We start from the raw sequence: 22430 nt of genomic DNA on the forward strand, positions 1-22430 counted from the left end.
AATTCAACATGCTTCGGGTATACCGGGTAGCGTCATCTAAGCGACACGAGTCGCAAAGGAGTTATTAATGAACAAAGTAATACGCTGGTTTAGCTGTATTTTTGTCGGTTGGCTTGCCTATGGATCAGCAATGGCTGCCGACGTTGCCACACTGCAGCCGCAGCAGTGGCAAACGATAGAGATACATACAATACCAGGAGACATACCTGAACTTAGAGGTATGCCAACACAAACAGAATTGCTATTGCCGGCATCCATCCCGGAAGATGCCAATGAAACTGTTCTCGGCTATTTAGGTGCGACCGACAGTATCGCATTTTTAGTCTTTGCCAGCCTGTTTGGCGTGATAGCCTTGTTTATCATCTTCATCATGGTGAACGGTATCTCTCGCCTGGATAAAGGTTTTTCAAGCAAGATGATCAAGCGTTGGTCAGGCTTAAGCATCAGTGTGCATTGGTTAGGCGCGATTGCCTGCATCCTGCTAATGCTAACGGGTCTGGTCTTAGCGGGTGGTCGACTCTATATGGAACCAGGCATGAATGCTTCAAGCTGGGCGTCCTTGGTTGGGCTATCCAGTGGGCTGCATGAGTTAATGGCATTCCCATTCATCTTAGGTTACATCCTGATGATCTTAATGTGGGCACCTAAGCAAATTCCCGCAAGCTACGATCTCAAATGGTTTGCCGTATTAGGCGGCTACATCAATATGGGTAAGAAACAGCATCCGGATGCGGGCTTTGCCAACGCCGGTGAGAAACTCTGGTTTTGGGTCTTCGCACTGTTCGGCGGCTTCATGATCATTTCCGGGTTAATCATGATGTTTCCAGCCACGTTCGAGGTCAGCAAGAACACGGCTAACCTTATGTTACTCACACATATCATCTCTACTGTCATCATCAGCGCCTTCTCTGTGGTGCACATCTTCATGGCGACAGTCATGTCTGAAGGCGGCATGTCAAACATGACATCCGGATACTGTGACGAAAACTGGGCGAAGCAGCACCACAACCTTTGGTTCAAAGAACTTAAGTAAGCGAGCGAGTCCCGAGTATCAAGCCTTGCTCACCAGCGATTTCATGTGCTGGTGAGCATTCTCAAATAGAGCTTCGGCTCTGACATTAGACATTCAGCCGTGCACTAACCGACTCTTGCCTAAGAGGATGGTGGCTAGCTGCACCCCAAATAAAAAATAAAGAAGATGAATACGATGAATACATTAAAATCACTCGTGGCAATTGCCGTTACTCTTTGCTGCTATAACGCTTATGCCGATGAGACTCAATCATTAGAGGAGCGGGTTGCTAAACTCGAACACAACACCGCACCATCACAGTTTAAAAACAGCCAGGTCAGTCTATACGGTTCCATTCGTCCAACGCTTAGCTACCTGGATGATGATCAGGATAAAACCTGGGATGTTCGTGATGCCCTATCGCGTGTAGGCATTAAGGCCAGCACAGAATTTGCCGATGGCTGGAGCGCTATCGCTCAGGGTGAGTGGAGCATAGATATTGCCAATTCGGGTAACTTCGGTAAGGCACGTCTAGCCTATGCCGCTATCGCTTCACCATACGGACAAGTGGGTATTGGTAAGCAGCGTCCGGCTCAATACACCTTAGTTGCCGAGTACGTCGATATCTTCAACCATGGTAACAGCCCATACGCCTATGATCACGAGAGCCCATTCTTCGTCGATAACTTCGTCACTTACAAACTGATTACTGGCGGTCTCACCTGGATGGCAGGCGCGCAGGTTGACGGCGACAGCGGTGAGAATGGTACCGATATGGTCAACTTAGGTGTCGGTTACGATTTAGGCCAGTTACACCTAGGCTTAGGTTATGTCAGCCAAAACACAATGTCAGATGCCGGTAGCGAAGGCGATGACCAGACTATTGGCGGCGTCGTCGCTTATACCTTCAGCAACGATCTCTATCTCGCTGTCAGCTATCAGGACAAGCAATATCATTTGAATGCCTTAAGCCAAGATAGAAGTGGCAGTACCTTAGATACAGCACTAGCCTACCCGATTAGTGATGAGTACAAAGTAAAACTAGGCTATTTTCAGTTTAAAGATGGCATCAATGATGATACCTCCGCCGACTACAGTGGCTTCAATACGACTCTCGAGTGGAACCCTATGGATAATGTGCGCCTGCACTTAGAGTATCTAGCTAAAAACTTCGAGCATCAACAAGATGACCAAGCCATCACCATAGGCTTTAGATACGACTTCAACTTAATTTGGACAGACTAGTAAGCTAAAGCGCCTCATTTAGTCGAGGCGCTTGAGTTTCAGCTTACTCTGCTGTTGAAATTCCAACTTTAAACGATCGACGAAGCGTCGCATGACTAGCGGGAGTTGTTTTTGATAGGAGTGCAGCGCATAGACAACACGCACCTCACCTTCAAACTCGGGTAATACCCGCTGTAACACGCCGGTTTCCAATTCATCTTGCACGAAGATTGACGGCATCAGACCAATCCCTACTCCAGACTTAACTGCATTGATAGCGCTGATGGAGGTGTTAACTCTCAAACTCTGATCGCTGCTATAACTTATCTCTACCCCTTGCTTTGCCTTTAATATTGCCGAATTTTGCCAGGGTAAGATCACCAGAGTCTGCTCGCTCAAGTGCTCGGCTCGTATCTCACCATCTCTAGCTAAATAGCGCGGCGAAGCCACCAAGATGCTGTCTAATTTCCCTATGGGTATGGCTTGATAGTTACTGTCTTTCTGTGGCCCAACTGAGATGGCAATATCTAGCTTATGCTCCAGTAAATCCAGCCGTTCATCGGTAAAAATCAGTTCAGGGGTCAGTTTAGGATATTCATTGCAAAGCTCTGCCACTATGGGCGTCACCATACTCGTTTCAAAGGCATGGGGCGCAGTGATTGATATTCGACCAGCAGGAGCGTGCTCGAGAGATTGCACCTCATCCAGGGTCGCCGACAACAGATCCACCAGCTGCTCGCTGCGCCTAGCCAGTTTTTGACCAGCTGCTGTGAGGTTAAGCTGACGTGTACTGCGGTTGAGTAGGCGAACGCCAAGCCCGGTTTCAAGCTGACTCACATACTGACTCACCGCCGACTTGGTATGGCCTAATGCTTCGGCCGCCGCAGTAAAGGAGCCCCGATTGACGACCTCATCGAACACCAACATCTGATAGCTCAGTCGCCTTTGTTCACTTTTAATGAACATTAAATTCACCTTTAGGCTAATTATTATAAATAATAAATACAATAGACTGGTTTGCATAGGGACACAACAACCATAGAGAGAAATAAAATGACTCAATCAATACGCCAATCCGTAATGCAAGCCAGTCGTGACTGGATAGCCGATTTCAACCGAGGCGACACCCAAGCCTGCATCGCCCGCTACTTTCCCGAAGCCAAGATGCAGGTCTCGCCCTTCGGTCGTTTCGACGGTCTAGAGGCCATCGCCCAATTCTGGCTAGAATTCGCCGAAAGCAAGCCAGGGGAACTCGTTTATCGCAATATTGAGATCAAGGTGCTTAACGACAAACAGGCCATCCTATCGGCCAATTGGTCGATGAATATCGCCAGCGGCTTTATAACCAAAGAACTATGGACCTTAGCCGATGATGGCCAATGGTATCTGGAAGAAGATGATTTCAGCCTACTCACTCAACTCGAAGCACCTTTGGCCAATGAGCAACGTTCCGCTCTGATATTAGTCGACTTGCAAAATGATTACTTTCCCGGCGGACGCTTCGAACTAGAAGGCATCTGTGACGCCAACAAAGTAGCCAAAACTATGCTAACCCACTTCAGAGCTAAGCACTTGCCGGTGATCCATATCCAACATATCTTCGAAGATGATAACGCCCCCTTCTTTGCGCCCAATACCACAGGCATAGAGATAGAAAACAGTGTCGCACCGATTGAGGCGGAGTCCGTGATCGTCAAGCATCAGATAGACAGCTTCATCAATACGGCTCTGGAGCAGACCTTGGTTGAGCTGGGCATAGATAAGATCGTTATCGTCGGCGCCATGGCACAGGCCTGTGTGCAGACTATCTGTCGCAGCGCAGTGAATAAGGGTTATGAGTGTGAAGTGATCGAAAATGGAATAGCCGCACCAGCATTAGAGTACGGAAAGCATAGTTTCAGCGGGGCAGAAATTGTCGCGGCAAACCTGTTATCCCTCACCTTCGGCGGCGCTCAGATGAAGACCAGCCAGGCCTGGTTAGCGCAAAACAGCTAATTCAATCGAGAGCTTCTGGCTAATCAAACCAGGCGGCGGACTTTTCTGCCGCCTGACTCTTTACCGAGTCGTCGATATACATGCTGACCATAGCAAGCGCAGCAGCCAATGCACCTAAATCATCTGAGAAGCCGACCACAGGAGTCAAGTCGGGGATGGCATCGATAGGCGCGATAAAATAGGCTAATGCGCCGAAGATCACTGTCTTGGCCCACTTAGGTGTGTCTGGGCGTTGCGCTGCATAATAGAGACATAGAGCCTTGTCTATCACCTCCAGACCAGCTTTCTTGGCAAACAGTTTAAGCTTGTGCCAGAAGCCTGCATCACTATAGCCATCGGTTGCGCCATGGTTTGAATTATCGGACATAATACCAATTCCATTAAATTTATGATCAATTCAGAGCTCTCTCAAGGCTTTTAATTCACGGCGCATTGTTGAGGAAATGCAACACAGAAGTAGAAGTCCAGAGAAGCTCACGTAGTGCGGGTTTAAAAACACTTTATGCCGCACAAGTGGCTTTCGATATAGAATAACTATTAGCTTCAATTCCCTTACTTGCCTACAGCATTTTTAACTCCCGCTGAATGCTCACTTACTTAATGGAACTGGTATTACCTCCTGAATACAAATAAGGGAATATCCATGATATTCCCTTATTTCAGCTTATTTAGCTAGAACAGACTAGAGCAGCGCTACCTTTGATGCTTAGGTGTGGTGCCCCAAACATTCTTCTTCGCCGGACGTTGCCTTTGGCCATTGGCGCTACTCTCTTGAGTGCCAAATGCTTTCCCACCCTGCTTATTCGACGTGCTGCCAGCCTTGCTCTTAGGCTTTCTGTCGGCAAACTGATCTTCAGAGAAGCGAGTAAAGGCCTTCTTGCCACCAGAAGACGGTTTATTGTCAGCGTTATTAGCTCCACCCTTCCCCTTGTTACGTATGGCTTCACGTTCATGGCGAGACTCGGTCGGAACCAGGCAGCTGGGACTATTGCCTATAAGCTCCTCTCTGCCCATCTCGATTAGCGCTTCGCGGATCATAGGCCAACCAGCAGGATCGTGGTAGCGCAGCAAGGCCTTGTGCAGCTTACGCTGACGTCCTTTTTTCGGCACAGTCACCTTTTCACTGGTGTGTTTTACATTCTTCAGCGAATTGAGTCCGGTATGGTATATGGTGGTCGCGTTCGCCATCGGCGATGGATAGAAGTTCTGCACCTGATCCAGCTTAAACTTCTCTCCCTTGAGCCAGAGCGCCAGATTGACCATGTCGTCGTTGGTCGTACCTGGATGCGCCGAGATAAAGTAAGGGATCAAATACTGCTTTTTACCTGCTTCCTTGGAGTACTTGTCGAACAACTCCTTAAACTTTTCATAGGTGCCCATGCCCGGCTTCATCATCTTATTGAGCGGACCATCTTCGGTATGCTCGGGGGCAATCTTGAGATAGCCGCCCACATGATGGCTCGCCAACTCTTTCACATAACGGGGATCTTCGGTGGCCAAATCGTAACGGACACCCGAGGCGATGAGTACCTTCTTGATCCCGGGAACATCCCTTGCCGCACGATAGAGATCGATCGTCGCCGAATGATCTGTATCTAAGTGACCGCAGATAGAGGGGAATACACAGGAGAGTCGTCTACAGGTTTTCTCGGCCTTGACGCTCTTACAGCCCAGACGATACATGTTAGCCGTCGGGCCACCAAGATCTGAGATAACGCCGGTGAAGCCTGGCACCTTATCCTGAATGTCTTTGATCTCATTCACGATAGACTCTTGGGAGCGACTCTGAATGATACGTCCCTCGTGCTCGGTAATGGAGCAGAAGGAACAACCACCGAAACAGCCACGCATGATGTTTATCGAGGTCTTGATCATGTCATAGGCGGGGATCTTGTCGTCACCATATGAAGGATGTGGCACCCGCTTATAGGGCAGACCAAACACACCGTCCATCTCGTCGGTATTTAACGGCCAGGCAGGAGGGTTTATCCAGATCGCGCGCTCGGCATGACGCTGAAACAGGGCACGGGCACAGCCCGGATTCTGCTCCTGATGCAAAATTCTAGACGCGTGAGCATAAAGGTATTTGTCTTCGGACACTTTCTCGAAGCTTGGCAATAACACATAGGTCTTCTCCCAAGGTTTAGGCCTCGGAGCCTGTACGCTGATGGCCTTGGGAGCTTCGTTATCGAATATCTTCACATCCGACGGGCCGGACATGTTCTTACAACCCACATCATCGGCGCCATAGGGATGAGGAATAGGGTCTATCTTATGTAGCTGATCTATCTTGCGTGAGTCCATGCCCTTCCATTCGGCAAGTGGCTCTTTACGTATCACAGTGGTACCGCGAATATCGTGCAGTTCTGCAATAGACTCACCCGCCGCCAGTCGATGGGAGATCTCCACCAGAGGGCGTTCGGCATTACCATAGGCCAGAATATCGGCTTTAGCATCTAAGATCACACTGCGGCGCACCTTGTCAGACCAATAATCGTAGTGGGCCATGCGGCGCAAGCTGGCCTCTATGCCACCGATGACAACCGGCACTTGCTTGTAAGCTTCCTTACACCTCTGGGTATAAACGGTTACGGCGCGATCCGGGCGCTTACCACCGATATTTCCTGCCGTATAAGCATCGTCGTGACGCATGCGACGCTCGGCAGTATAACGGTTGATCATCGAGTCCATATTGCCCGAAGTCACCCCAAAATAGAGGTTTGGCTTACCCAGCTTCATGAAGTCTTCTTTATTAGACCAGTCTGGCTGAGAGATGATACCGACCCTGAAGCCTTGAGACTCAAGCATACGTCCAATCACGGCCATACCGAAGCTGGGATGATCCACATAGGCATCCCCGGTCACAATGATGATGTCACAGCTGTCCCAGCCTAGTTTCTTCATCTCTTTGCGAGACATAGGCAGAAATGGGGCCGCCTCCGTTTGCTCAGAGCGATATTTGGGATGAGTAAATAAGGTAGATTCAACTTGCATGAGTAATAAAGCCTGACTATCAAACGGTGAAAATAGAGTATTCGCGCCCACTAACGGGACGCGGAGTATAGCAGGGGACAGACCATCTAGGCGAACAAAAAACGAACAAGTGTAAAGAAAGTTAGGCTTGAGACAAGAAAAATCATTAACCCTAGATCTGGTAAGGGAATAGGACTGGCTCTAGGTTTTGCACTTAAGTCGTCCTTCCCAAGATGAATATAGTCGGCTAATGGCTTACTTTGCTACAGCTTATTTTAACAACTTCTTACTTAGCTAGGTAGCCTATCGAGTCCAGAGTAAACTGAGTGATATTAACAATGGCTAAGATCAAAATGACTAACCAACTAAGCAGACCACCCCAGAACCTCCCCAGGTGATATCCACCCTTACTTCTGGTCAGTCCCACGGCATGTAAGATACGTCCGACGATCCAGACAATTCCGAGCAGATGAAGATAGATACCGGAGAGGCCGTTCAATTCCGCCACCAGCAGCAAGGCCATGGCGATCGGCGCATTCTCGATCAAGTTGGCATGGACTCGAGTGGCGAGTTCTAGCTCTTTATTATCAGCACTACCTATGCCTATCTTATGTTTGCGACGTAACTTAACCACCCGCATGGCCAATGCCACCACTAATATCGCTGTTAAACTGATATACAGACCCGAAATAACCACTGACATATGCCATCCTTTTGCTTGCACTATTGCTTTTGATAAACCAGCATTACAACTAATTGAGCCTAAGTAAATATTTTCCAGTCGATTAACCTTTTTTCTACAAACTAGGTTAATATGCGCTCGCCTAAACACCCCAATATCTAAATCACAAATGGACCTCGCTAGTGGACAACGAAGAATTTCTTGAGAAACGACGTTTTATTATCAAGTTAGGTAAGTCGTTGCATAAGTTTGGTACTCCGGCCTATCGACTGGAAGCCCATCTTCAAGCCGTTTCGAGCTTACTTGGCATAGAAGGATATTTTCTTATTTCGCCAACGGCGATGACCTTTGTGCTGCAGCACGATACAGATCAAGAGTATAACCATGTCGCCCGAGTAAACCCCGGTGAATTAGATCTTGGCTCTCTGGCTCGTACCGATGAGTTGGTCGAAGAATTAGTCTCAGGTAAGCGTACGCTAACCGAGGCATTAGAACGCCTCGAAGAGATCGCCAACAAGCCAAACCCCTACGGTACCAAGCAAACCTTATTGGCCTTCGGCAGCTCAGCCGGCGCATTTGCTATGTTGATGGGAACCAGTTGGAATGATGTATTCTGGTCGGCAATGCTAGGACTCATGGTCTACGGTTTGGTCTACCGCGCCGAGCGATCCAAGCGTATGGCCGAGATGCTTGAACCCTTAGCGGCCATCCTCTGTGCCATTTCGGCGACAGCTATCTCACATTTCGACCCGAGTATAAATATCCCAGTGGTGATCCTCTCCGGCATCATCATCTTTATCCCAGGGTTGGCACTAACATTAGGCATGGCAGAACTCGCCGCCAGAGATCTGATCTCGGGTACTGCACGTATCATGGATGCCTTCATGTTACTGTTTAAGCTCTATTTCGGCGCGATATTGGGCATGGTTGTAGGCTCAGCCATCTTCGGCGATGCAATCAGCTTCGAGCCCGCACCTTTACCCAGATGGGCTATTTGGTCGGCAGTGCCGATTCTTTCTATGGCATTGGTGATCATCTTTAAAGCCCGTATGAAAGATGCTCCTTGGGGAATACTCGCTGGCATAGTCGCATTCTTCTCATCCATGTTAGGCAGTATCTATCTCGGGGACTCCATCGGCATCTTCTTCGGCGCATTCGCCGTTGGAGTCTATTCCAATTTATTTGCCCGCTGGATGAAGGCTCCGGCCTCTATTGCCCTGCTACAAGGCATAGTGATCTTAGTGCCCGGCAGTAAAACTTACATAGGCCTGAATACACTTATCTTAGGTGAGACCATGCTTAATCAATCACACATAGGCAGCCAGGTCTTTCTGATCTTTATGTCGCTCATTGCCGGACTCATCTTCGCCAATGTTGCCGTGCCTCCGCGAAGAACACTCTAGAAGTCTGTCACCACTCGCTCATCCAGCTAACCATACTCAGCGTTAAAACTAGCATTTAGCGCTGAGAGGTTTTCCGCAATCAGTTCAAGCCCCGCCAGTAGGACTTTTCCCAGTACCTATGCCTTTTTAACACTTGTAACCCACCATTCTACCTATGTTAAATCACTCACATATTTCATCTTTAACCTTGACTAACTCCTGTCTGGCGTGTGTTATTAACTTGTAGCCCAAAAAATTCTATTAGGTAATCAAACACACGAAAAGATTATAAAAGGCCTCTATATGATGAGATGCACGTCGAATTTATCTCTGTTTATTGTCTGCTTTATGGCCAGTATGCCTGGCAGAGGAGACGATTCGACGTTAACTGAAACATCATCAGATGAACCTTCAATACTGGCTGACGATGAGGCTTTTGCTCGAGAGGACACCAGCCCAAAGATCACCCAGAAGAAACTCATCCGCAAAATAGTGGTCTCCAGTAATCCCATCTTCGATGAGTCAGCTCCCGATGCCTTCTTTATCCATCGCTGGGCTAACTATCTTCATATTAATACCCGTGAATCTATCATTCTCAACAAGTTAAACTTTGAGGCTGGCAATCGTGTCACACAGAAAGACCTCGATGAGGCTCAAAGACTACTGAGATACGAGCCCTACATACGCGATGCAAAAGTCAGTCTGGTAGAAAAAGGTCCCGATTCAGATATTGCCGAAGAAGGGGATACACTCTTGGTTGAAACTTGGGATAACTGGTCACTGTTACCGACTATGAGTCTGAGTCATAGCGGCGGTGAAAGTAAATATTCCATAGGCATTAAGGAAGATAACTTACTTGGCTACGGTATACGTACCCGGATTAAGTACAAATCTGACGCCGATAGAAGCGGCTATAAAATCTCACTGGAAGCCCCTCTGGATAGTTTTATCAAACACTCAAAAGTCGCCTTTAACTATCAAGACAATAGTGACGGGGAGGCGACACAGCTTTACTTCAACAAGCCCTTCTATACCTTAGATACCCAAGATATGTATTCGGCTATCTACAGTGACGACCTCAGAATCGATACCCTTAGGCAAAATGGCATGGACATCAATGAGTTTGAACAGCAACATGACTTCAATAGTCTGATGTATGGCTGGCGGGTGAGCAAGAGTGACAACTCTCGCACTCGTATCATCACAGGTATCACCCAAGATCAAAGCTTGTTTGCCATCACAGAAAAATACCCCGACTCAGAGATCCCCAAGACCGGGACTTCCTCTACCCCTGGCTCGCCTATGAGTATTTGCAAGATGACTTCAAGGTGTTGAACAATGTCCACCTCATCAACTATAACGAAGACTTTAACTTAGGCTGGCATCATTACTTTAAATTGGGCCTGGAAACCCAAGATACCGGGGACGGTTCTGCCCTTGGCTACCACCTTAACTGGAAAACGACCCACGGCTATCAGGCCGATGCAGAGCTTCTCTTGCTGGAGTTTGACGGTTCGGGGGTGTTTGCTACCAGCCAAGAAGACTTCTATAAGGTCAACATGATGGCGGAATACTTCTATCAGATAGATCCAAAGTGGACGGTTTACGTTAAGACCAGGCTCAGTACATCTAGAAATAACTATTTAGATAAGACCTTTGCCCTGGGCGATGACACGGGCACACGTGGCTACCCTAACAATTACCAGCATGGTGATAATCAATGGTTATTTACTACAGAGCTGCGTAACTACCCGAATATTAACCTATATCAACTCGCCGAACTCGGCTGGGCTGCTTTTGTCGATGTAGGGCAAGCCTTTGGCGGACCCGATGAAAATAATGAAGTATCGGGTCCAATAGGCAGCATAGGCATAGGCGCAAGAATCTATTCATCTCGTTCGAGTTACGGTAACGTGGCTCACATAGACCTCACCCTCCCTTTCACCTCAGGAGTAGAAGTAAACAGCTGGGAATGGCGCTTCCAGGTAAGAAACCGTTTCTAGAGAGAAGGACTAAACTGATAGTTAAGGCTCATCATTTGGCTATCTATGTTTCGCTACTTCCTCATATTCCTTGTCTCTCTCACCAGCTTGCTCGCCAATGTCGATGCTAAGCCTTTGAAGATCGTCTGCCATGAATTTGCGCCTTTCAGCTTTCAGGACTCGAACAATCAGATCACTGGCATTCTCGTCGAAATAGCCAGACTCGCTTGTAAAAGCTGGCAGCAAGGCTGCGAGATTGAATTACTCCCGAATAAACGAGCGAAGAAAGCCTTTCACAGCGGACAAGCCAATGGACATTTTTTGGGCTGGAATGAAGAGCGTGCCACCTCCATATGGTTCTCAGTACCAATGCTTGAGACTGAATACGGATTTTACTCTCTCAAGCAAAGTAACCTCAGTAAAATAAATCAGTTATCAAGTAAATCCATAGGTGTCCTTGCCCCCTCAAATACTTACCAATCCTTGCTAAATATAGATCTTAACCAACAGCAACTAGGGCTGGAACCGATGAAAATCATCATGCTTAACTCTGCAAATCAACAACCTCTAAGAATGTTAGCTATTGGACGTTTCGATGCTTACTTCGTCAATAGAGACGTAGGTGCTTACTACGCCATCCAACTAAATATCTCAGATCTAGATTACTTAAGCAGTAATGAGAAGACCCATTATTATCTTGGCTTTAAAATGCAGTACAACGACTACGACACCATAAAATCATTCAATCACCATCTAGCAACACTGTTACATCAAGGCGTATTCGATCCGCTGTTTAAGCATTGGCATGTGAAAACACCTAAGCTAAACCCATCGCAATACCCGAGTCTCAACATTCCTTTCTAAAAACCTATGCTTGAATAAATTCATTGTTGCTGTTTTCTCAATATCACATTCACCTCCTCGAACTCGAATACATGCTCATGTACCGTCTCTTTGCGAATAACATAATGCACACGTACCATTTCGGCCTCGACTCCACTTTTTAGGGTCAATACTTCATAGTCACAATTTAATTAATCCACCTCAATATGAATTACACACAGCCTATGACAGCTAGATCAAGGATGTTGACCAGTAAAACCATCGGTAACCCGTTAGATAATAGAGGTGCCATTGCTTTACCCATAGGACATGGCCCATACAGGCCCGCATATTCTTCGATTCTAATTAATCTAATCTTAAAGCAGAGTAAACTGAGTGATAGATTAATCACTGCTTCTCACTTGGTGAGATATTAGCGACGAAAAATGAAAATAAGCATGCTAAAAAAAATATGCTGCAACTATAATAAATTTAACATGTGACTCTAATTAAACAGATTTAATTATTATTTTTGGAGAAAGAATGATTTTACCTGTAATCATGGCAGGTGGAGCAGGTTCACGGCTCTGGCCCTTGTCGCGACAAATGTACCCCAAACAGTTTCTCACCTTAAACGGTGATAGCTCTATGCTACAAAGCACGGCTATGCGTCTCAAGGGGATTGAACATGCTCCTGCCATGGTGATCTGTAATGAAGAACATAGGTTTTCAGTTGCAGAGCAGTTTCGAGCCAACAAGATCCCCAATAGCGGGATTATTCTTGAACCTGTAGGGCGCAACACGGCTCCGGCTATCGCTCTGGCGGCATTAACCGCGATTAAAAATAATGATGATCCCTTATTGTTAGTGTTAGCTGCCGATCACCTGATTAAAAATGAACGAGCGTTTCGTCAGTCAGTTAAAACGGCCACTGAATTTGCTCAAGCTGGCAAGCTGGTTACGTTCGGTATAGTGCCCACGGCGCCAGAAACCGGTTATGGCTACATAAAACGCGGCGATACCTATGGTAAAGGCGCAGGCTATTGTGTGGCAAAGTTTGTGGAGAAACCGAATCTAGCAAGGGCTCAGGCCTATATGGATAGCAAGAACTACTATTGGAACAGTGGTATGTTCCTATTTAAAGCCAGTCGCTACTTAGATGAGCTTAAAACTCATAGCCCGGAGATCTATGCAGCATGTGAAAAAGCTATCTCTAATACTGCCCATGACTTCGACTTTTTACGAGTGGATAAGGCCGCATTTGAGGAATGCCCGGATAACTCTATCGATTACGCAATAATGGAGCCTCTGTGCAATAGCGAAGATTCAGATAAAGTTGTGGTCGTTCCCATGGATTGTGGCTGGAGTGACGTAGGTAGCTGGTCTGCGCTTTGGGAAGTGAAAGACAAGGACTGTAACGGTAATGCCTTTCAAGGCGATGTGATAAGCATAGACACCAGAAATTCCTATGTTCACGCTACCGACAAGCTAGTGGCTACCGTAGGCTTGGAAGATGTGATAATCGTTGAAACAAAAGATGCTATTTTAGTTTCAAAACAGACCGAAGTTCAGCAAGTTAAACAGATTGTTGAGCAATTAAAAGAAAACCAACGAAGTGAATGGCAGCACCATCGTGAAGTATATCGCCCCTGGGGGAAATATGACTCCATCGACTACGGTCAGCGTTTTCAGGTGAAACATATCACGGTAAACCCAGGCGCTAAACTGTCAGTTCAGATGCACCATCACAGGGCCGAACATTGGATCGTGGTATCCGGCACTGCAAGAGTGACTAACGGTGATCAAGAGATCTTACTAACAGAAAATCAGTCAACATACATACCCATTGGCACTACCCATGCCCTTGAAAACCCCGGTAAAATCCCATTAGAGCTGATCGAAGTACAGTCGGGGTCCTATCTTGGCGAGGATGATATTGTCCGCCTTGAAGACCGCTACGGCCGCAAAGATGAGCAGGTGTAAACGACAGGCCAGCTTTCTAAGCTTTAGCTTCAATATTTGAATCTCTAGTATTGACGCTAAATAAAGAAATAGTCATACCATCTTCATGGGAGAGTGCTTACTCTCACCTATAGGATTTTTGATGTTATTGAGTTCAAATGTAATTAAAAGTAGTGGTATAGCCTTTGGCACCAGCGGTGCTCGTGGGCTGGTCACTCAATTTACCAATGAAGTTTGTGCGGCTTTCACCCACTCATTTGTCGCGACTCAGCGGCAAACCTTCACTTTCAACCATGTCGCCATCGCTATTGATAATCGCCCTAGTAGTTTTCGGATGGCAATGGCCTGTGCCAAGGCACTGGAACACTTGAGTATCAAAGCTATTTACTATGGCGTAGTTCCAACACCCGCACTAGCATATGCTGCAATGCAAGATAATATACCTAGTATCATGGTCACCGGAAGCCACATTCCATTTGACCGTAATGGCTTGAAGTTCTATCGCCCCGATGGAGAAATAAGCAAATCTGATGAACAAGAGATCTTGTGTACTCGGGCAGAGTTTTCCCCCTTAGAAGACATCCCTAACCTTGCTGTTAACCCGCGTGCTGCAAGGCTTTATGTCCAACGCTACATATCATTGTTTAATGCTTCGCTTCTCACAGGCAAGCGTATTGGTATTTATGAGCACTCAAGTGCTGGGCGAGACTTATATTCTGAGATATTCTCGGCCCTGGGCGCCGAAGTCATAGCTTTAGAGAGAAGTGATGATTTTGTGCCTATCGATACCGAGGCAGTATCCGATGAGGATATAGTTAAAGCGAACAAGTGGTCAAAACAATATGCTCTCGATGCCATATTCTCAACCGATGGCGATGGCGACCGTCCCCTCGTTGCCGATGAGAATGGCACTTGGTTACGGGGTGATATTTTAGGCTTACTCTGTGCCAATGCATTACACATAGAGGCACTCTCAATACCTGTTAATAGCAATACGGCCATCGAGAGTTGTGCATACTTCTCTCATGTGAAACGAACAAAGATTGGCTCGCCCTATGTTATTGCTGAGTTTTCTGCTCTAGCAGAAAATTATGAAACAATCGCAGGTTTTGAAGCAAACGGGGGCTTCTTGCTCGGCAGTGATGTAAGACTCAAGCAAAATACACTTAAAGCCCTGCCGACTCGAGATGCCCTCTTACCAGCATTAATGCTTTTTGCAGAGGCTAAATATAAAACTATTTCAGCCGTAGTCGACTCCCTCCCCAAAAGAGTGACATACAGCGACCGTATAAAAAACTTTGCCACGGAACGTAGCCAAATAATTTTGACTCTAGGCCAAGACAATCCTAACCGACTACTCAAGGCCTTAGGATTTGAAGAAGTATCAATTCAGACCCTTGATTGTACCGATGGCTTACGAGTGACCCTCAACGACAACAGAATAATCCACTTACGCCCCTCCGGAAATGCGCCTGAACTCAGATGCTACGCTGAAGCTGATACCGTCGACATGGCAAAATTCCTAGTACATTCTTGTTTAAGCAAGGTCAGCGTTAATGGGTTTGTAGATCTCTTATCCGAATAAACCTATACCGATTGGTATAAGCATTCCCTACGCTTCAAAGACATTCTTCGTATCCCTATGGGACAGATACGGAAGTGTCGATATTGAATATCGAGGCTAGTTCCTTTGTAGCCTGCAACCAAGGTGCCTTCAAATTCCAATGGCCCAGCTTGAAATGGTCATGATACTTGCCGAAGGCCGAACACATGGGGAGTAGGCATTGCACGTACGTGCTTAAGTGGATAAGCCACCTGCCTATATTGACGTTGGATATGGGCAATAGAATTTATATTTAAAAATATCCAGACGCAAAAAGCGGAGGCGCCTTCCAATAGCCCAGCTTCGGATAAATCCTCCGCGTTCTACCGCAGCATCAAACTTCGTTTGCTGAACGCAGCGATATCACCCTACTAGCACATAAAAGGATGCATGCTGCGCATGCGCTATCTATATTCCCCATGTGAGAAGCTCATTTCAAAAGCTGTTAAACGAAAAAATCCCCAACACTAGGTGCTGGGGATTTATCGACTATTAGGCGCCTGGAAATGACCTACTCTCGTAGTCCACGAAGTGGACACATGGGGGTGAAATTACGGCGATTTGAATACGTAGTATTCAGCCCTAATTGAACGCGGAGAAACTTCGTTTCGTAGCGGGAGAGCCCGCTCAGCGGCGGGGCGACATCGGGGGTAGGCATTCATGCCTTCCTAAGTGGATAAGTCACCTGATATCTGTACCGGTAAGTTCGAGCTATTCAGCCAAACTTTATTAAATCCCAGACGCAAAAAAGCCACCTTATTCAGGTGGCTTTTTCACTTAATGAGCGCCTGGAAATGACCTACTCTCACATGGGGAGACCCCACACTACCATCGGCGCGATTGCGTTTCACTTCTGAGTTCGAGATGGGATCAGGTGGGGCCACAATGCTATGGTTTCCAGACTAATTTGACGATTACTTTCAGCTTTTTAAAAAAGCTAAAGGTAAAAGAATTTAGAAAGCTGTATCTAGATTTCTCTAAATAATAAATAATTAGGTTCGACTTAAATCAAGTTCGTATTCTTTTGTGCTTATGAAGTAATACACACACTAACTACACAAACCCATCTGGGTTGTATGGTTAAGCCTCACGAGTCATTAGTACAGGTTAGCTCAACGCCTCACAACGCTTACACACCCTGCCTATCAACGTCCTAGTCTCGAACGGCTCTTTAGAGGAATTAAATTCCTAGGGATGACTCATCTTAGGACTCGCTTCCCGCTTAGATGCTTTCAGCGGTTATCGATTCCGAACGTAGCTACCGGGCAATGCTATTGGCATAACAACCCGAACACCAGCGGTTCGTCCACTCCGGTCCTCTCGTACTAGGAGCAGCTTCCTTCAATCATCCAACGCCCACGGCAGATAGGGACCGAACTGTCTCACGACGTTCTGAACCCAGCTCGCGTACCACTTTAAATGGCGAACAGCCATACCCTTGGGACCGACTTCAGCCCCAGGATGTGATGAGCCGACATCGAGGTGCCAAACACCGCCGTCGATATGAACTCTTGGGCGGTATCAGCCTGTTATCCCCGGCGTACCTTTTATCCGTTGAGCGATGGCCCTTCCATACAGAACCACCGGATCACTATGACCTACTTTCGTACCTGCTCGACGTGTATGTCTCGCAGTTAAGCTGGCTTATGCCATTGCACTAACCGTACGATGTCCGACCGTACTTAGCCAACCTTCGTGCTCCTCCGTTACTCTTTGGGAGGAGACCGCCCCAGTCAAACTACCCACCAGGCACTGTCCTCAACCCCGATTCAGGGGCCTGAGTTAGAACATCAAAACTACAAGGGTGGTATTTCAAGGTTGACTCCATCAGAACTAGCGTCCCAACTTCAAAGTCTCCCACCTATCCTACACATGTAGGTTCAATGTTCAGTGCCAAGCTATAGTAAAGGTGCACGGGGTCTTTCCGTCTAGCCGCGGGTATACGGCATCTTCACCGCAATTTCAACTTCACTGAGTCTCGGCTGGAGACAGCGTGGCCATCATTACGCCATTCGTGCAGGTCGGAACTTACCCGACAAGGAATTTCGCTACCTTAGGACCGTTATAGTTACGGCCGCCGTTTACCGGGGCTTCGATCATGAGCTTCTCCGAAGATAACCCAATCAATTAACCTTCCGGCACCGGGCAGGCGTCATACCGTATACTTCCTCTTGCGAGTTTGCACAGTACTGTGTTTTTGATAAACAGTTGCAGCCACCTGGTATCTGCGACTGCCAGCAGCTTAAGGAGCAAGTCCTATCACCGCCGGCAGCGTACCTTCTCCCGAAGTTACGGTACCATTTTGCCTAGTTCCTTCAGCCGAGTTCTCTCAAGCGCCTTGGTATTCTCTACCCAACCACCTGTGTCGGTTTGGGGTACGATTCCTACTAACCTGAAGCTTAGAAGATTTTCCTGGAAGCATGGCATCAACTACTTCAACCCCTTAGGGTCTCGTCATCAGTCCTCAGTCTTGCAATTTAATGCGTATTCCCGGATTTGCCTAAGAATACAACCTACAACCTTAAACGCGGACAACCAACGCCGCGCTAGTCTAGCCTTCTCCGTCTCTCCATCGCAGTTAGCAGAAGTACAGGAATATTAACCTGTTTCCCATCGATTACGCCTTTCGGCCTCACCTTAGGGGTCGACTTACCCTGCCCTGATTAACATTGGACAGGAAACCTTGGTCTTTCGGCGAGGGAGTTTTTCACTCCCTTTATCGTTACTCATGTCAGCATTCGCACTTCTGATACCTCCAGGATGGGTTACCCCTTTCCCTTCAACGGCTTACAGAACGCTCCTCTACCGCTTGCTAGTAAACTAGCAAACCCATAGCTTCGGTGTATTGCTTAGCCCCGTTAAATCTTCCGCGCAGGCCGACTCGACTAGTGAGCTATTACGCTTTCTTTAAAAGATGGCTGCTTCTAAGCCAACTTCCTAGCTGTCTAAGCCTTCCCACATCGTTTCCCACTTAGCAATAACTTTGGGACCTTAGCTGATGGTCTGGGTTGTTTCCCTTTCCACGACGGACGTTAGCACCCGCCGTGTGTCTCCCGAGTAGTACTCATTGGTATTCGGAGTTTGCAAAGGGTTGGTAAGTCGGGATGACCCCCTAGCCTTAACAGTGCTCTACCCCCAATGGTATTCGCTCGAGGCGCTACCTAAATAGCTTTCGAGGAGAACCAGATATCTCCCGGTTTGATTGGCCTTTCACCCCCATCCACAAGTCATCCGCTCATTTTTCAACATAAGTCGGTTCGGTCCTCCAGTTGATGTTACTCAACCTTCAACCTGCCCATGGATAGATCACCGGGTTTCGGGTCTACACCTTGCAACTAAACGCGCAGTTAACACTCGGTTTCCCTACGGCTCCGCTATTCGCTTAACCTCGCTACAAAATGTAAGTCGCTGACCCATTATACAAAAGGTACGCAGTCACGGTCTCAAGAACCGCTCCCACTGCTTGTACGTATACGGTTTCAGGTTCTATTTCACTCCCCTCACAGGGGTTCTTTTCGCCTTTCCCTCACGGTACTGGTTCACTATCGGTCAGTCAGGAGTATTTAGCCTTGGAGGATGGTCCCCCCATGTTCAGACAAGATGTCACGTGTCCCGTCCTACTCGTTTTCATCTATAGTTAGTTTTCATGTACGGGGCTATCACCCTGTGCCGCTGAGCTTTCCAACTCATTCCACTAACACCCTATAGACTTAAGGGCTAATCCCCGTTCGCTCGCCGCTACTAGGGGAATCTCGGTTGATTTCTGTTCCTCCGGGTACTTAGATGTTTCAGTTCCCCGGGTTTGCCTCACTACACTATGTATTCATGTAGTGATACTCACTTATGTGAGTGGGTTTCCCCATTCGGACATCGTTAGCTCAAATGCTTGTTACTAGCTCGCCAACGCTTTTCGCAAGTTACTACGTCCTTCATCGCCTCTGACTGCCAAGGCATCCACCGTATACGCTTAGTCACTTAACCATACAACCCACATGGGACTGTATCGCAACTAATGGTGTTTACTTTCGCCAAAAGAATACTCTTGAATTGCATCGCTGCAATTCGGCACTTGATTTAAGTGTTTGAGAACTCAATTATTTATTTTTCGCGCTAATGCTATTAACCACTGCAATCCTTACCTCTTACGAAGCAGTTTTCACAATAGTCCCTTTCACATTAACACTATCAGCTTTCCAAATTTTTAAAGAACGGGCTTAAAAAAGCCAAAGATAAATTTTGCATTTATCTTTGGCATCTCTATCCATATGCATGACCTACTTATTCAGCTAGAAAAGTAAGTAAATGGTGGAGCTATGCGGGATCGAACCGCAGACCTCCTGCGTGCAAGGCAGGCGCTCTCCCAGCTGAGCTATAGCCCCATTTACATGCAGTCAAACAAAATATATACGTTTACTTATTACTAAGTCATTACCAAATCGAGTGTAACAAGGTATGTAGAGAGGACGTTTAGCCTGCTAAACGACGAACTACATAACGCAGTAACACAAAGATTTTGGTGGGTCAGAGTGGACTTGAACCACCGACCTCACCCTTATCAGGGGTGCGCTCTAACCAGCTGAGCTACAGACCCATTTATACTTGCTTCTTTACTTCAATACTGCGTACCTTTCGTCATTCAATCAGTCATGTAGTGAACTACACTCCCTCTTTCATTCCTCAAGCACCTTGTCTTGAAGCAAATTAACGTCGTCTAAACAGACACGTATATTTTTGCTCTTTCTTTCTATCAAGTAATCTGTGTGAACACTCAGCAAATATTGAGTTAGTCGTATAGGTAAGGAGGTGATCCAGCCCCAGGTTCCCCTAGGGCTACCTTGTTACGACTTCACCCCAGTCATGAACCACACCGTGGTAAACGCCCTCCCCGAAGGGTTAAGCTATCTACTTCTGGTGCAGCCCACTCCCATGGTGTGACGGGCGGTGTGTACAAGGCCCGGGAACGTATTCACCGTGACATTCTGATTCACGATTACTAGCGATTCCGACTTCACGGAGTCGAGTTGCAGACTCCGATCCGGACTACGACCGGCTTTGTGGGATTAGCTTGACCTCGCGGCTTTGCGACCCTCTGTACCGACCATTGTAGCACGTGTGTAGCCCTACTCGTAAGGGCCATGATGACTTGACGTCGTCCCCACCTTCCTCCGGTTTATCACCGGCAGTCTCCCTAAAGTTCCCACCATTACGTGCTGGCAAATAAGGATAAGGGTTGCGCTCGTTGCGGGACTTAACCCAACATTTCACAACACGAGCTGACGACAGCCATGCAGCACCTGTCTCACGGTTCCCGAAGGCACTAATTCATCTCTGAAAAATTCCGTGGATGTCAAGAGTAGGTAAGGTTCTTCGCGTTGCATCGAATTAAACCACATGCTCCACCGCTTGTGCGGGCCCCCGTCAATTCATTTGAGTTTTAACCTTGCGGCCGTACTCCCCAGGCGGTCTACTTAATGCGTTAGCTTGGGAACCCAGTGTTCAAGACACCAAATTCCGAGTAGACATCGTTTACGGCGTGGACTACCAGGGTATCTAATCCTGTTTGCTCCCCACGCTTTCGTACCTGAGCGTCAGTCTTTGTCCAGGGGGCCGCCTTCGCCACCGGTATTCCTTCAGATCTCTACGCATTTCACCGCTACACCTGAAATTCTACCCCCCTCTACAAGACTCTAGTTTGCCAGTTCAAAATGCAATTCCCAGGTTGAGCCCGGGGCTTTCACATCTTGCTTAACAAACCGCCTGCGTACGCTTTACGCCCAGTAATTCCGATTAACGCTTGCACCCCTCGTATTACCGCGGCTGCTGGCACGAAGTTAGCCGGTGCTTCTTCTGCGAGTAACGTCACAGCTGTAGTTTATTAAACTACAACCTTTCCTCCTCGCTGAAAGTGCTTTACAACCCGAAGGCCTTCTTCACACACGCGGCATGGCTGCATCAGGCTTTCGCCCATTGTGCAATATTCCCCACTGCTGCCTCCCGTAGGAGTCTGGACCGTGTCTCAGTTCCAGTGTGGCTGATCATCCTCTCAGACCAGCTAGGGATCGTCGCCTTGGTAAGCCATTACCTTACCAACTAGCTAATCCCACCTAGGTACATCCAATCGCGAAAGGCCCGAAGGTCCCCTCCTTTCCCCCGTAGGGCGTATGCGGTATTAGCAGTCGTTTCCAACTGTTATCCCCCTCGACTGGGCAGTTCCCTAGGCATTACTCACCCGTCCGCCGCTCGACAGCAAAGTAGCAAGCTACTTCCTGTTTCCGCTCGACTTGCATGTGTTAGGCCTGCCGCCAGCGTTCAATCTGAGCCATGATCAAACTCTTCAATTAAAGTTTTTTTGATGCATTACCTTTCGGCAATGACATCGGCTCAACGAATTATACTGTTTTTCATTAACCACCCTCTATAAAGAGAATGTCAATGAAGCTTACATATTTTGCTTCTTTGAATTTACTTTGCTTGCTCGTGAGAGTAAGAAAGTAGAAACCAAAGTTGCTATGGTCACTCAGTAGTTCATTGAGAAAATTTGCTGCCACTTACAAAGTAAGATGGCTTCGAATAACTCAACACCTGTGAGTGCCCACACAGATTACTTGATAAATTGTTAAAGAGCTTGGTGCTTGGTAGCACCGCCGTTAGACGCTAGGTCGCTGGCTTGAGGAGGCGTATTCTACGCTTTCCTAGGTTGACGTCAAGTGCTTTTTTTAAAAAGATTTTTAAGCGTTTAACACAACTTAAAAACTATTCTAAAACTAAGCTAACTTGTTGCCCTGACTCAACT

11 protein-coding genes, 2 tRNA genes, 3 rRNA genes and 1 pseudogene are annotated in these 22430 nt (G+C 47.3%); 8 read left to right on the forward strand and 9 right to left on the reverse strand.

The annotated features are described in order from the left end of the window. Nucleotides 1–67 precede the first annotated feature (67 nt). Nucleotides 68–1033: a formate dehydrogenase subunit gamma gene (locus FM037_RS26030; RefSeq protein ID WP_144048392.1), complete on the forward strand. Its 966-nt coding sequence runs from the start codon at nt 68–70 to the stop codon at nt 1031–1033. A gap of 165 nt (nt 1034–1198) precedes the next feature. Beyond that, nucleotides 1199–2257, forward strand: a complete 1059-nt coding sequence (locus tag FM037_RS26035; RefSeq protein WP_144048393.1) for a porin — start codon at nt 1199–1201, stop codon at nt 2255–2257. A gap of 18 nt (nt 2258–2275) precedes the next feature. Here FM037_RS26035 and FM037_RS26040 read toward each other — a convergent pair whose 3' ends face one another. Beyond that, nucleotides 2276–3202, reverse strand: coding sequence for a LysR family transcriptional regulator (locus FM037_RS26040; protein ID WP_227993212.1), 927 nt, complete (start codon nt 3200–3202; stop codon nt 2276–2278). Between the two features lie 87 nt (nt 3203–3289). Between FM037_RS26040 and FM037_RS26045 the strand changes: the two genes are divergently transcribed. Then, nucleotides 3290–4231, forward strand: a complete 942-nt coding sequence (locus FM037_RS26045; protein WP_144048394.1) for an isochorismatase family protein — start codon at nt 3290–3292, stop codon at nt 4229–4231. Nucleotides 4232–4250: 19 nt separating this feature from the next. Here FM037_RS26045 and FM037_RS26050 read toward each other — a convergent pair whose 3' ends face one another. From FM037_RS26050 to FM037_RS26060, 3 genes are all read right to left on the reverse strand, one after another. Next, a complete protein-coding gene (locus FM037_RS26050; protein ID WP_144048395.1) occupies nt 4251–4598 on the reverse strand; it encodes a YkvA family protein in 348 nt (115 codons plus the stop codon). A 326-nt stretch (nt 4599–4924) separates the two neighbouring features. Then, nucleotides 4925–7225 carry a YgiQ family radical SAM protein gene (locus FM037_RS26055; protein WP_144048396.1) on the reverse strand — a complete coding sequence of 767 codons (2301 nt, stop codon included), beginning with the start codon at nt 7223–7225 and terminating at the stop codon, nt 4925–4927. Nucleotides 7226–7490: 265 nt separating this feature from the next. Further along, nucleotides 7491–7907: an MAPEG family protein gene (locus FM037_RS26060; RefSeq protein WP_144048397.1), complete on the reverse strand. Its 417-nt coding sequence runs from the start codon at nt 7905–7907 to the stop codon at nt 7491–7493. A gap of 161 nt (nt 7908–8068) precedes the next feature. Here FM037_RS26060 and FM037_RS26065 point away from each other — a divergent pair, with 161 nt between their 5' ends. The 5 genes and pseudogenes from FM037_RS26065 (at nt 8069) to FM037_RS26085 (ending at nt 15619) form a co-directional block, all read left to right on the forward strand. Beyond that, nucleotides 8069–9289 carry a threonine/serine exporter family protein gene (locus FM037_RS26065; protein ID WP_144048398.1) on the forward strand — a complete coding sequence of 407 codons (1221 nt, stop codon included), beginning with the start codon at nt 8069–8071 and terminating at the stop codon, nt 9287–9289. Between the two features lie 336 nt (nt 9290–9625). Continuing rightward, nucleotides 9626–11271: pseudogene (locus tag FM037_RS26070) on the forward strand (hypothetical protein). 45 nt (nt 11272–11316) lie between these two features. Further along, nucleotides 11317–12114, forward strand: a complete 798-nt coding sequence (locus FM037_RS26075) for a substrate-binding periplasmic protein (RefSeq protein ID WP_144048399.1) — start codon at nt 11317–11319, stop codon at nt 12112–12114. A gap of 501 nt (nt 12115–12615) precedes the next feature. After that, nucleotides 12616–14055 carry a mannose-1-phosphate guanylyltransferase/mannose-6-phosphate isomerase gene (locus FM037_RS26080; protein ID WP_144048400.1) on the forward strand — a complete coding sequence of 480 codons (1440 nt, stop codon included), beginning with the start codon at nt 12616–12618 and terminating at the stop codon, nt 14053–14055. A gap of 121 nt (nt 14056–14176) precedes the next feature. After that, nucleotides 14177–15619, forward strand: coding sequence for a phosphomannomutase (locus tag FM037_RS26085; RefSeq protein WP_144048401.1), 1443 nt, complete (start codon nt 14177–14179; stop codon nt 15617–15619). 804 nt (nt 15620–16423) lie between these two features. On the opposite strand, the gene rrf is transcribed toward FM037_RS26085, so the two are convergent. The 5 genes from rrf to FM037_RS26110 form a co-directional block, all read right to left on the reverse strand. After that, nucleotides 16424–16539, reverse strand: a 5S ribosomal RNA gene (rrf, locus tag FM037_RS26090). Nucleotides 16540–16713: 174 nt separating this feature from the next. Continuing rightward, a 23S ribosomal RNA gene (locus FM037_RS26095) occupies nt 16714–19618 on the reverse strand. A 322-nt stretch (nt 19619–19940) separates the two neighbouring features. Next, nucleotides 19941–20016: transfer RNA gene (locus FM037_RS26100), tRNA-Ala, on the reverse strand. 135 nt (nt 20017–20151) lie between these two features. Beyond that, nucleotides 20152–20228, reverse strand: a tRNA-Ile gene (locus FM037_RS26105). Nucleotides 20229–20433: 205 nt separating this feature from the next. After that, nucleotides 20434–21978, reverse strand: a 16S ribosomal RNA gene (locus FM037_RS26110). The 16S, 23S and 5S rRNA genes sit together here with 2 tRNA genes alongside, the layout of an rRNA operon. Nucleotides 21979–22430: the final 452 nt, after the last annotated feature.

It is taken from the genome of Shewanella psychropiezotolerans, from assembly GCF_007197555.1.
Lineage (GTDB): Bacteria > Pseudomonadota > Gammaproteobacteria > Enterobacterales > Shewanellaceae > Shewanella > Shewanella psychropiezotolerans.

Bases quoted from the DNA above. Each gene is read 5' to 3' on its own strand.
- FM037_RS26030 (WP_144048392.1), top strand. From the start codon at position 68: ATGAACAAAGTAATACGCTGGTTTAGCTGTATTTTTGTCGGTTGGCTT.
- FM037_RS26035 (WP_144048393.1), top strand. From the start codon at position 1,199: ATGAATACGATGAATACATTAAAATCACTCGTGGCAATTGCCGTTACT.
- FM037_RS26040 (WP_227993212.1), bottom strand. From the start codon at position 3,202: ATGTTCATTAAAAGTGAACAAAGGCGACTGAGCTATCAGATGTTGGTG.
- FM037_RS26045 (WP_144048394.1), top strand. From the start codon at position 3,290: ATGACTCAATCAATACGCCAATCCGTAATGCAAGCCAGTCGTGACTGG.
- FM037_RS26050 (WP_144048395.1), bottom strand. From the start codon at position 4,598: ATGTCCGATAATTCAAACCATGGCGCAACCGATGGCTATAGTGATGCA.
- FM037_RS26055 (WP_144048396.1), bottom strand. From the start codon at position 7,225: ATGCAAGTTGAATCTACCTTATTTACTCATCCCAAATATCGCTCTGAG.
- FM037_RS26060 (WP_144048397.1), bottom strand. From the start codon at position 7,907: ATGTCAGTGGTTATTTCGGGTCTGTATATCAGTTTAACAGCGATATTA.
- FM037_RS26075 (WP_144048399.1), top strand. From the start codon at position 11,317: ATGTTTCGCTACTTCCTCATATTCCTTGTCTCTCTCACCAGCTTGCTC.
- FM037_RS26080 (WP_144048400.1), top strand. From the start codon at position 12,616: ATGATTTTACCTGTAATCATGGCAGGTGGAGCAGGTTCACGGCTCTGG.
- FM037_RS26085 (WP_144048401.1), top strand. From the start codon at position 14,177: ATGTTATTGAGTTCAAATGTAATTAAAAGTAGTGGTATAGCCTTTGGC.